The sequence below is a fragment of the Candidatus Nitrosarchaeum limnium BG20 genome (assembly GCF_000241145.1).
GTDB classification, from domain to species: domain Archaea; phylum Thermoproteota; class Nitrososphaeria; order Nitrososphaerales; family Nitrosopumilaceae; genus Nitrosarchaeum; species Nitrosarchaeum limnae.
This window is the reverse complement of the sequence record NZ_AHJG01000067.1, coordinates 1-10,325: the sequence shown is the minus strand read 5'-3', so window position 1 is coordinate 10,325 and position 10,325 is coordinate 1. Positions and strand designations below refer to the sequence as shown.

The following is a 10,325-nucleotide window of genomic DNA, read 5'->3' as shown; positions in this document are numbered from 1 at the left end:
TAAAATTAAAAATTTAGATTAGATTTTTTGGATAATTCCAGTTTTCTTACTTTGTGAATTACCACTACAGGTGCAACAAAATACATGCCTAGATTCAAAAGAATCAAAGATGCACCATATCCAATTACAGATAATTCCGAATCCATATCCACATAATTTAGAATAGACAAAGATGAAATCATAGGAGTAAGGGTTATCTTCACTACTTCTTTGAATGTGTGGTTTTCTCGTTCCCAGTCTGCCACAGTAGGACTAAATGAATAATAGAAATCGTTGAAAGTCTTCATGAATGCAGTTCCGGATTCTGTTTTGAGTAAGGAATTGTCTCGTAGTTCTCTTAATTGTTGTACTTGTGGTGCCAGTTCAGAGCCATATGTTGCAGTAGCAATTAGACAACCACCGCCTTTTTGAGATGTAGTTTCAGTTGGAGTCTTTTCTTCAACTACAATGGTAGGATTTTTGTCATGCAAGTATTCAGTTGCAACAATATCTATTTTGGAATTACCTGATCCAGTAAAGTTTAGCGTGATAAATGAAATATCATTGTTGTTCTTTATTTTTTGGGAAAATTCAGTTCCATTAATGTAAAAAGTAAAATTTCCACTCAAAAGTTTCTGAGGCAGATATATCTCTGCTAAATTATTTTGAAGGCCACTTGTGACATGTAAAGTCAATCGTTTGGCATCTTTATCAAATTCAAAATCTGTAATGTCAAAGTTTGCTACAGTTTCAATTTGAAATGTGTATCCATCTGTTTTTACATCTAATTTGTTTACTAATCCAGTTCTATCAGATAACGGAGCAGCAAATGCAGGTGTAATTACTAAAAGTAAAACAAGTGAAACAAATAAAATCGATTTCAAGTTATGCTAGTATTTGTGGAATTCTTTGTCGTAATTCTTTGTCTTGTGCAATTCTTTTATGCTGTGGATCTGCCATGATAACTTCAAACCAATAATGCATTCCATCTTTGTAAACAAAGTATGAACCCAAAAGTTTCAAGTTAGGATATCTTTCAAGAGCTCTTCTTGTTGCAACTGTCTTCATGTCATCATCTGCTTTGATTCTTGTAACACCAAGATGTTTTGGTCTTCTACCAGCTACTGGTCTTTGTTTTCGCATACCACCAGTACCAACTCTCATTCTAACTACAACAATGCCCTGTTTTGCTTTGTAACCTAATCTTCTGGCTCTTTGCAAACGACTTGGTCTGTCTATTCTTGTAATGGCATTTTCTTTACGCCATTGAACTACTCGTTCTCGAATTTCCGGAGTATTCTCTTGCCATAGTCGGATCCAAGTCTTATCTTGTATGCTGGGCATATCGGTTTTGATAAATTCCCCTTTAATAACTGAAATGCTCCAAGTTATTTGGACTCTACAAAGATAGTATCTACCAGATCACCGTTACTTCGCTTGGTGACTGTATCTCTGTGGGCATTATGATAATTTTGTAGATGTGCCTTTCTAGTTTTAATTCCATAGTTTCTGCACAATCTGCAAAAGTAAGTTACCTGCCTTTCAGTTCGTGGTTTTGCTTGTTCTTCAAGTAATACGGATTGTTGCATATTCACAGTAAGCACAAGTAACAATATTTTAATCTTGTCATAAATATGACAATCTGTAATAAACTATCTCAAATGAATACTTCGATGATAGAAATCACACAATAGAATAATTTTCCTTGAGGGGGCATTACTGCCACACACTCAAAGACTTTGTATCCGCAGAAAACGATAATTGAAATTATTTCAAGTTATTAAAAAGCATTCCTGATGTGATTTGAGATTTTTATTGAGCAATGATAAATCTCAGCCATTGAAGTCAAATTATGCAATCATAATTTTAGGAATTTTTAGTATCAGTCTTTTGCCAAGTGTCTATGCCGTTCCAACTGTAGATATTGCAATGGAGAAGACTAGTTACAAATATTGTGAGAAATTATTTTACACAATTCAAGTCTCCGAAGTTACAGGAGATTCAGCGATTATCCACATTAGAGACCAAACAGGTAAACAAAGTAATGCAATTCCAATTCCCATAAGCAATTTACAAAATCCAATTCCTTCTGTATTTCCATTTGAAGCAGATACATTTCCACTTGGAAAATATTTCATAGACATTGAATATTCAGGTGCAAAAAATACTGCAGAATTTGAGATAGTAAATTCAAAAAACATTTGCATCTCAACTGGAATGAAACAGATTGCTTATAGTTGGATCAACAACCAAATATCAGATGGATTTTTCATGGATGCAATAAACAGATTTGTTGACAAAGAGTTGATCACAGTTCCAGATAAGATTAAAGAAAAAAATTTTGATACAGTACACATTCCAGATTGGGTAAAAAATACAGCTGGATGGTGGTTAAGCGATAATCTTTCAGATAATGAATTTTCACAGGCAATGCAGTATCTCATAAATAAAAAAATTATTGTAATTTAAAATCATGAATAAATATACAAGGATAGTAGTAATTGCAATTATTTTAATAGTAATTCCTTTTGCACATTCTTTTTTGAATATCTATGGAGCTCAACAATTACACTACAAATGGGATGATAAAAGTAAATTTGGTTATTTTGAATTATCAAACAACGGTAACGTTGAATTTTGTAACACAATGCCATTTTGGATGAGTTTTAAAAAATTTGAGATAGTTTCATTTTATGATTTTAAAAACATTGGAACATTTACAGTTCAACCTCTTACAATAAATCCGTCATCTCATGCCAGCCAAGAGGGAATTTTTCGCTCTGAATCCTTTACAGAGGCACAATATGTGTTTATGAATTTAGATTTTGAATTCAACGGAGGAGACATCAGAGTAGACCCAAACAAACTGAACATGCTGGTAAACATAGATACTCCAATTATCGGAGTGATTCCATATACTACAACAATTCAATATTCAGGATTTGATTTGTTTAACATTATGAATGGTAAAAACTATCAGTGTAATTAGATCAGTTTTTGCTCTTACTTGCTTTAGACATTAAAGCCAATACAACTCCAATAGTACCTGCAATTACAAATGAGCCAACTAGTGCAATAACTAATTGAGTTCCAAATGGTTTAGCAGGAACACTCTCAGTAACGGGTTCTGCTACACATACACCATCTTTTAGAATTGTTCCAGGACCACATCTTTCATCTAAAACACATGCTCCATCTTTTAGAATTGTTCCAAGACCACATTCAACTTTAGGTTTTTCAGATGTTGGTGTAGTTGGTTTTTCTACGGGTACAGTGGGTTTTTCAGCAGTTGGTGTTTCTGTAGGAGTTTCTGTTGGGGTTTCAGTTGTTGGTTCCTCAGTAGGTGTTTCTGTTGGGGTTTCAGTTGTTGGTTCCTCAGTAGGTGTTTCTGTAGAACCAAAGACAGAACCGATAATTTCAACCTCTTCTGTTCCAGCAGGTAGTTCAATACTTAGAGTTCTACTTTGTGTGTTTGTTTGAATCTCGGTATGCTTTGGTTCATCACCGTCTGCTAAAACAATAAAATCATCATCATTTCCTTGAAATGTAGAATCAATTAGATTTCTATCCAGAGTAACCTCCAAAGTTCCAGGAGAACCAGAAACATTCACACTTAGAATCAAAGATACAAAATCAGTATCAGCAGATATACCAGATACTGTTACTCCATTACCGACATATTGAATATCATAAGATTTGCCATCCACACTAACAGATGCAGTCTCTGCATAAACAAAGGCAGAAGTAAGTATTGCAACAACAATCAGACCTATTGAAATTATGACCAGTGAACGTAGACTAGGCATATTTTTGCCTACTCGCTCAGATTCTATATTCATGCTAGATCTTTTCTTCACGAACTTCACCTTTTAAACCAATCTTAAAAAGAATTCGAAGAGATTTAATCACGAAAAAGTCAAGCTTTTTTTGGCAATTTAAAATTCGTGCGAGAAAATGGCTTAGATTACGCCACGGAGAATCTGAATAATCTTTTCTCCTGTAATGTTTGCAGCCAGTGACTGGGCCTCTTTTGTCTGAGCACCAATATGTGGGGTCAAAATTACGTTATCTAGTTCTGCCAATTTGTTTCCGGTTGCTGGCTCTTTTTCAAATACATCCAATGCAGCACCTCCCAAATTACCACTTTTTAGGGCATCATACAATGCATCCTCATCAACTACACCACCTCTTGATGTGTTGATAATTTTTGCAGTCTTTTTCATTGTGGAAATTTTTTGAGCGTTTATCAAGTGATATGTGGAATCCAACAAAGGCACATGAATTGAGATATAATCTGAGCTTTGCAATAATGTATCCAAATCAGCTTTCATCAAACCAACTTCTTTTGAAAACTCTTCATCAATTGGAACCACATCGTATCCAATGATATTCATGTTTAGTGCACGTGCAAGTCGTCCCAATCTTTTTCCAATATTACCTAGTCCAACAATTCCAAGATATTTTCCTCTAAGTTCTGTTCCTTTCAATTCATTTTTTAGCCATTGTCCATTTCTAATTGCTCTATCACCTCTTGCAGTTTGTCTTGCTAAAGATAACATCAAACCCAAAACAAGTTCTGCAACTGCATTCATTGCACCTTCAGCTGCATTGATTACGCGAATATTTTTTTCTTTAGCTGCTACTTGATCAACATTATCTAGTCCAACTCCTACACGTGCAATTATTTTACACTTGTCGGCTTTTTCAATTATCTCCCTAGTAATAGTGGTTCTACTTCTTACAATTACAATATTGAAATTAGAAATTTTTTCTTTAATTTGTTCAGGTGTAATTTTTGGCTCATAAGAAACCTTCAAGCCGTTATCTTGTAATATTTTATTTAGAACTGGATCTACTTCATCACAAATCAAAACAGAATCTTCAAAACCCATGCAATTAAGAAAAAATCTATAGAATATAATTCATTAAGAATTGAAAAATAGAAAAAGATTGGAGTGTTATTCTACCTATGGTATTGGTGGTAGTGTTGGTACAACTTCCCATAGTGGGATAGCACCGCTTGCTATTTTTGCGGAAGCTACGTCATCAGTGTATAGACCGTGTACATTTACTGCTGGGTGTGCAATACTGTTCATTCCCATTGGTGGGACAGCATCGCTTGGGTTGCCCAATGCATATGCATATGATGGTACTGGTGCTGGAATTACTCCTGCATTGACCAATCTTGGGTTCAATCCAAATGGATCACCTGCTACAAATACTGTAGCAGCACCTGTGTAAATTGCTGCATAGTCGTGATTAACTGCTGCGTATGCACCTGGTTCATCAAATACCAAATCAACAATCATGCCTTGTGAGCCACCGAGCAACCATGTTTCAGTTGCTGCAGATTGTACTCTGTTACCTTGTGTAACTCTGTCCAAGATTTCACCAACAATGTGGAAAAATACTGGTTCGTTACCTTGGTTCTCAACGAAGAGTCTTACATGTTGATTGTTTTCAACAAACAAGAGTTGTGATTGGTACTGCTTTAGTTCAAGTCCATTCCATGGTTGTGCAACAAAGATGTTCTTGTTTGCATCGCCTTTAACGAGCAAGTTGTGAACCATGTTTGGTACATAACCAAATTGCATTCCGTTAACAACTGTTGCAGTGTTATGATGTTGGAACATTGCTCCGGCATCATAGTTGCCTTCAGGTGTAAGGTACAATTGGTTGTATTGGAGTGTGAACTCTAATGCGTCTGCATCGTAGAACTGTCTGTCTAATGATACTTTGCCGTTGTTAACTGATGTTTTCTCTACCATTAATTTGTTGTAACCATCGATTGGGTCAACAATTGCAATTCCGTACATGCCGGAAAGGACGTGTTGATCCATACCAATTAGGTGTACACCAGAACAATGGTATTTGAAAGTACCAGCTGCTTGAGCAATGTAACAGTATTGGCTTGTTTGACCTGGGTTAACAGATTCAAAGTTGCCTGCGGACATTTGTGATGCATGCATGTCGTTACCGTGACCAGTAACTTCACCTGCTGGGATTGTTAATGTCATTTTTACGACATCACCTTGAGTAACTCTTAGTGTTGGTCCTGGGACTTGTCCACTAAAGGTCATTGCATTGTATGTCTTTCCTCCCATGATTGGAAGTGTGACACTTTCACCAGTCAAGTTAAACTCTACGACTTTTCGTCCAGAGTCAGCTAATGCACCACAATCAGTTACTGCGAATGCTTCTGGCATTACTAGCTGTAAACCGCCCATTTGGTGGATTTGTTCAAGTACGTTGACATCCATTTTAGAGGCGTCAAGTGATTGAGCACCAATTTGGGTTTGTGTGTATGTGCTTCCGAATAGCGTTGCTCCCATTACAGCTACTGCTGTGATGGTAAAGAGCATACTTAGACGCTTATTCATTACGCATCGTGACTCTTGATTCCTATATAATAATTCCCATTAGAGGGAAAAATGTTTAGAAAAAATATCAGAAAAAGAATGAATAATGGGAAATTTAAGAGAAAATGAATTGAAATTCAGATTAGATGAAGACTCACTTGGAAAGATAAAAATTCCTTCAGACGCATATTATGGAGCATTCACAGGAAGAGCAATTCAACAATATCATGTTACAGGAATCAGAGCACATGAAAATTTGATCAAGTCATTTGTAATGATCAAGCGCTCAGCTGCAATTGCAAACATGAAGACAAAAGCAATTGATGTTAAGCGTGGTAAAGCTATAGTTACAGCATGTGACAAAATACTTTCAGGAAAATACATCGACCAATTTGTAATTGAGATGATAAACTCTGGTGCAGGGACTGCATTTAACATGAATACAAATGAAGTTATTGCAAATGTAGCATTGGAGATTTTACACAAAAAGAAAGGTCAGTATCAGCATTTGCATCCAAATGATCATGTAAACATGTCACAGTCAAGTAATGATACATACCCAACTGCAATGCATGTTGCAATTCTAATTAATTTGGAAGAGACTATTCCAGCAATTGATAAATTAATAAAATCACTGACAAAAAAATCAAAAGAATTTTCATCGTTTAAAAAAATAGGAAGAACACATTTGATGGATGCACTTCCTGTATCTCTTGGAAGTGAATTTGCAGCTTATGTCACATCTATTACAAAGGCAAAAAATGAAATTATTTCATCACAAAAAGAATTACAAAATGTAGCTTTGGGAGGAACAGCAGTAGGTACTGGTGCAAACACCCCAAAAGGATATAGAAAAATTGCAATTTCAGAACTTGCAAAGATTTCAAAATTGCAATTAGTTCCAGAGAAAGATATGCAGTATGCATTACAAAGTAAATTTGCGGTTGCAAATCTTTCAGGAGCACTACGAAATTTGGCACTTGAAATTGGCAAACTTTCAAACGACATAAGATTAATGGCATCAGGTCCAATTGCGGGATTAGCAGAACTTGGAATTCCAGCAGTTCATGCAGGTTCATCAATTATGCCAGGAAAAGTAAATCCATCTTTGGCAGAATGCATGAACATGATTTGCTTTAACATAATTGGCAATGATACTGCCGTATCTTATGCAGCACAAAGTGGACAGTTTGAGCTAAATGTAATGATGCCAGGTATGCTAAAGTGCATGTTAGAATCCACAGACATGTTAAAGAATTTTGTACCAATATTTTCTGCAAATCTTATAGACGGATTGACTGCAAACAAAGAAAAGCTTCGAAGCAACATAGAAAATAGTCCAGTAATAGTGACTCTACTGACACCAAAGATAGGTTATCTAAAATCTGCAGAGTTGTTCAAAGAGTCCCTAAAAACTGGAAAGACCATTAGAGAGTTAGTAACATCAAAGAAATTGATGAGCAATAAAGAAATTGATGCATTGTTTGGATAAATCATGGCAAAGATATTCGTAGAAGCATACGGATGCTCTGCAAGTTTTGCAGATTCTGAAATGATTTCAGGATTAATAGTAAATGGCGGTCACACTATTGCCAAAAATTCTACAGAATCAGATTTGAATATAGTAGTTACTTGTTCGGTTAAAGATTCAACTGCAAACAAGATGATTCATCGAATTAAATCATTAAAATCAAAACCACTAGTTGTTGCTGGATGTCTCCCTAAAGCAGAGCTTAGTACAGTTGAAAAAATTTCAAAGAATGCAAGTTTGTTAGGACCAAATTCGCTTGGAAAAACACTTCAGGTGATAGATTCTACATTAAGGGGAACAAAGTTTGTCGCACTTGAAGATACTGATCTATCAAAAGTAGGATTGCCCAAAGTTAGATTGAATGAAGTTGTTGGAATTGTGGAGATCGCTAGTGGTTGTATGAGTGAATGTTCTTTTTGTCAGACCAAACTAGCAAAAGGAGACCTTCAGAGTTACAGAATTGGAGATATTGTCAGACAGGTTGAAACTGAGGTAAGCGATGGATGCAAAGAAATCTGGCTAACATCAACAGATAATGGTTGTTATGGATTTGATATCAATACGGATTTACCTACTTTGGTAAAAGCAGTCTCAGAAATTCCTGAAGATTTCATGATACGAGTTGGCATGATGAATCCAATGTACATGCCAAGAATAAAAAATGAATTGATAGAATCTTTTAGCAGTGATAAAGTATACAAATTTCTACATATTCCTGTTCAGAGTGGAAGCGACAAAGTCCTAAATGATATGAGACGAGGGCACACAGTAAACACATTCAAAGAAGTTGTGAAAAAAGCCAGAGAGAGATATACAGACTTTACAATATCTACAGATATCATAGTAGGCTTTCCATCAGAAACTAGAGAAGATTTTGAGAAAACAGTTGAACTTCTAAATGAGACAAGCCCAGATATTGTGAATCTTTCAAAGTATAGTGCAAGACCAGGAACAGAAGCTGCAGAGTGGGAACAGATAGAGGCATCAGAAGTGAAAAGAAGAAGCAGGATCATCTTTAATCAAATAAACAAGATCTCTTTGGAAAACAATCAGAAATGGATCGGGTGGAAGGGTAAAGTTTTGTTTGATGAGAAGACCGATCAAGGCATCAAGGGAAGAAACTTTGCATACAAGTCAGTATTTGTTAAAGATGAGATCAAGATAGGTCAGACACAGACAGTCAAAATAACAGATGCCTCTATACACAGTATCATTGGCGAGATCGCAAGCTAATTTTTTTAGATTGAAAATTTGATTAAAATAACGTAAGAAGGTTTTTTATCCAAATCTCTGAATAATATTTGAAATGAGTTTTCAAGTTAAAGAACCGATCTTAGTTATTGGCTTAGGCGGGGCAGGCTCAAAATTAGCAATACAGGCTAAAGATTCACTCAATTCAGATTGTCTAATTATTAGTAATGATCAAAAAGATATCCAATCAGGTGCGGATTCAATTAAAGTCTCCACTGATTCAGTCATAAATCCTTCAGTGCAATTAATCAGAGGTTCTACATACAAGGTAGCAGATCAAATTAAAGAAAAAATTTCAAAATATTCTACTATTGTTCTTATGACAAATTTGGCAGGAAAGACAGGCTCTGCCATATCACCAGTAGTTTCAGAAATTTGCAAAGAGGCAGACAAGGGCTTAATTTCATTTGCAATAATGCCATTCAAATATGAAAAAGATAGAATTTTCAACTCAGGTGTTTCCCTAAAAAGAGTAAAAGCAAACTCCGCATGTACAATTGTTTTAGATAATGACTCACTTTTAGAAAGTAATCCAGATTTGAGTCCAAAAACATGTTACAACATTGCCAATGATGCAATTATGCACGTAGTTAGTTCCCTGCACACTTCAGATATATCAAATCAAACCAATATTCTAACTACAAGCAAAAACGGACAAAGCCTAGAGGAATCATTAAGAGATTCACTCAAAATGCTTTATGAAAATACATCACCAAATACAGTGAAACGCTCAATGCTTTACGTAGTTGGAGGAAACAATATTCCAGTAGGAGTAATAAATTCAATTACAAATCTAACTAGTGGAATTCTAAGTGAAAGTAGTTCTCAGGTAGATATGACATCTTCAAATGAATCAAAAATAGTCATGCTATCATCAATTCAAGGAATGACAAAATTTGAAAAGTATGATCCACTTGGAGTTATTCCACAAGAGAATACTCTTGATTGGTCACAACCTGATTGCAGTATTGACTATAAACTAGATTTATACCAATTAGAATAAAATTTTTAGTTTAATTTTTAGAATAGAGTTTTCTATTTAGATTTTTTTGCAGGAGCGTCTTTCTTAGTTTCTTTCTTTACTTCTTTTGGAGCTTCTTTCTTAGTTTCTTTCTTTACTTCTTTTGGAGCTTCTTTCCCTTTACTTCTTTTGGAGCTTCTTTCTTAGTTCTTTCTTTACTTCTTTTGGAGCTTCTTTCTTAGTT

At 35.3% G+C, this 10,325-nt stretch carries 11 protein-coding genes; 5 read left to right on the top strand and 6 right to left on the bottom strand.

Going from position 1 to position 10,325, the window contains the following annotated elements:
• Positions 1 to 5 precede the first annotated feature (5 nt).
• From BG20_RS13875 to BG20_RS02215, 3 genes are read right to left on the bottom strand one after another with little or no spacing between them, the layout of a single operon-like run.
• Entirely contained in the window at positions 6 to 863 is an 858-nt protein-coding gene (locus BG20_RS13875; RefSeq protein ID WP_010190326.1) for a CFI-box-CTERM domain-containing protein, read from the bottom strand.
• 1 nt (position 864) lies between these two features.
• Positions 865 to 1,323, bottom strand: coding sequence for a 50S ribosomal protein L15e (locus BG20_RS02220; protein WP_007402126.1), 459 nt, complete (start codon positions 1,321 to 1,323; stop codon positions 865 to 867).
• Between the two features lie 44 nt (positions 1,324 to 1,367).
• On the bottom strand, positions 1,368 to 1,568 hold the full coding sequence (locus BG20_RS02215) for a hypothetical protein (RefSeq protein WP_007402132.1): 201 nt from the start codon (positions 1,566 to 1,568) through the stop codon (positions 1,368 to 1,370).
• A gap of 226 nt (positions 1,569 to 1,794) precedes the next feature.
• Between BG20_RS02215 and BG20_RS02210 the strand changes: the two genes are divergently transcribed.
• Both BG20_RS02210 and BG20_RS02205 read left to right on the top strand, forming a co-directional pair.
• Positions 1,795 to 2,448, top strand: coding sequence for a hypothetical protein (locus BG20_RS02210; RefSeq protein ID WP_010190325.1), 654 nt, complete (start codon positions 1,795 to 1,797; stop codon positions 2,446 to 2,448).
• Between the two features lie 4 nt (positions 2,449 to 2,452).
• Complete coding sequence (locus BG20_RS02205) at positions 2,453 to 2,968, top strand: hypothetical protein (protein WP_010190324.1); 516 nt, start codon at positions 2,453 to 2,455, stop codon at positions 2,966 to 2,968.
• Position 2,969: 1 nt separating this feature from the next.
• Here the strand turns inward: BG20_RS02205 and BG20_RS02200 are convergent, their stop codons facing one another.
• From BG20_RS02200 to BG20_RS02190, 3 genes are all read right to left on the bottom strand, one after another.
• Positions 2,970 to 3,836 (bottom strand): hypothetical protein, encoded by an 867-nt coding sequence (locus BG20_RS02200; protein ID WP_238527457.1) that lies wholly within the window; start codon positions 3,834 to 3,836, stop codon positions 2,970 to 2,972.
• Between the two features lie 102 nt (positions 3,837 to 3,938).
• The gene (locus BG20_RS02195) at positions 3,939 to 4,871 is read right to left on the bottom strand and encodes a D-2-hydroxyacid dehydrogenase (protein WP_007402133.1); all 933 of its coding nucleotides are present in this window, start codon (positions 4,869 to 4,871) and stop codon (positions 3,939 to 3,941) included.
• Between the two features lie 75 nt (positions 4,872 to 4,946).
• Positions 4,947 to 6,341 carry a multicopper oxidase domain-containing protein gene (locus BG20_RS02190; protein WP_010190320.1) on the bottom strand — a complete coding sequence of 465 codons (1,395 nt, stop codon included), beginning with the start codon at positions 6,339 to 6,341 and terminating at the stop codon, positions 4,947 to 4,949.
• Between the two features lie 127 nt (positions 6,342 to 6,468).
• Between BG20_RS02190 and BG20_RS02185 the strand changes: the two genes are divergently transcribed.
• The 3 genes from BG20_RS02185 (at position 6,469) to BG20_RS02175 (ending at position 10,123) form a co-directional block, all read left to right on the top strand.
• Complete coding sequence (locus BG20_RS02185; protein WP_048096990.1) at positions 6,469 to 7,830, top strand: aspartate ammonia-lyase; 1,362 nt, start codon at positions 6,469 to 6,471, stop codon at positions 7,828 to 7,830.
• A 3-nt stretch (positions 7,831 to 7,833) separates the two neighbouring features.
• On the top strand, positions 7,834 to 9,102 hold the full coding sequence (locus tag BG20_RS02180) for a tRNA (N(6)-L-threonylcarbamoyladenosine(37)-C(2))-methylthiotransferase (protein ID WP_010190316.1): 1,269 nt from the start codon (positions 7,834 to 7,836) through the stop codon (positions 9,100 to 9,102).
• Between the two features lie 73 nt (positions 9,103 to 9,175).
• Positions 9,176 to 10,123: a hypothetical protein gene (locus BG20_RS02175; protein ID WP_010190314.1), complete on the top strand. Its 948-nt coding sequence runs from the start codon at positions 9,176 to 9,178 to the stop codon at positions 10,121 to 10,123.
• The last annotated feature ends 202 nt before the right edge of the window (positions 10,124 to 10,325 follow it).

Excerpts from the sequence above, each read along its gene's own strand:
- BG20_RS02220 (WP_007402126.1), bottom strand. The coding sequence starts at position 1,323 with ATGCCCAGCATACAAGATAAGACTTGGATCCGACTATGGCAAGAGAAT.
- BG20_RS02215 (WP_007402132.1), bottom strand. The coding sequence starts at position 1,568 with ATGCAACAATCCGTATTACTTGAAGAACAAGCAAAACCACGAACTGAA.
- BG20_RS02205 (WP_010190324.1), top strand. The coding sequence starts at position 2,453 with ATGAATAAATATACAAGGATAGTAGTAATTGCAATTATTTTAATAGTA.
- BG20_RS02195 (WP_007402133.1), bottom strand. The coding sequence starts at position 4,871 with ATGGGTTTTGAAGATTCTGTTTTGATTTGTGATGAAGTAGATCCAGTT.
- BG20_RS02190 (WP_010190320.1), bottom strand. The coding sequence starts at position 6,341 with ATGCTCTTTACCATCACAGCAGTAGCTGTAATGGGAGCAACGCTATTC.
- BG20_RS02180 (WP_010190316.1), top strand. The coding sequence starts at position 7,834 with ATGGCAAAGATATTCGTAGAAGCATACGGATGCTCTGCAAGTTTTGCA.
- BG20_RS02175 (WP_010190314.1), top strand. The coding sequence starts at position 9,176 with ATGAGTTTTCAAGTTAAAGAACCGATCTTAGTTATTGGCTTAGGCGGG.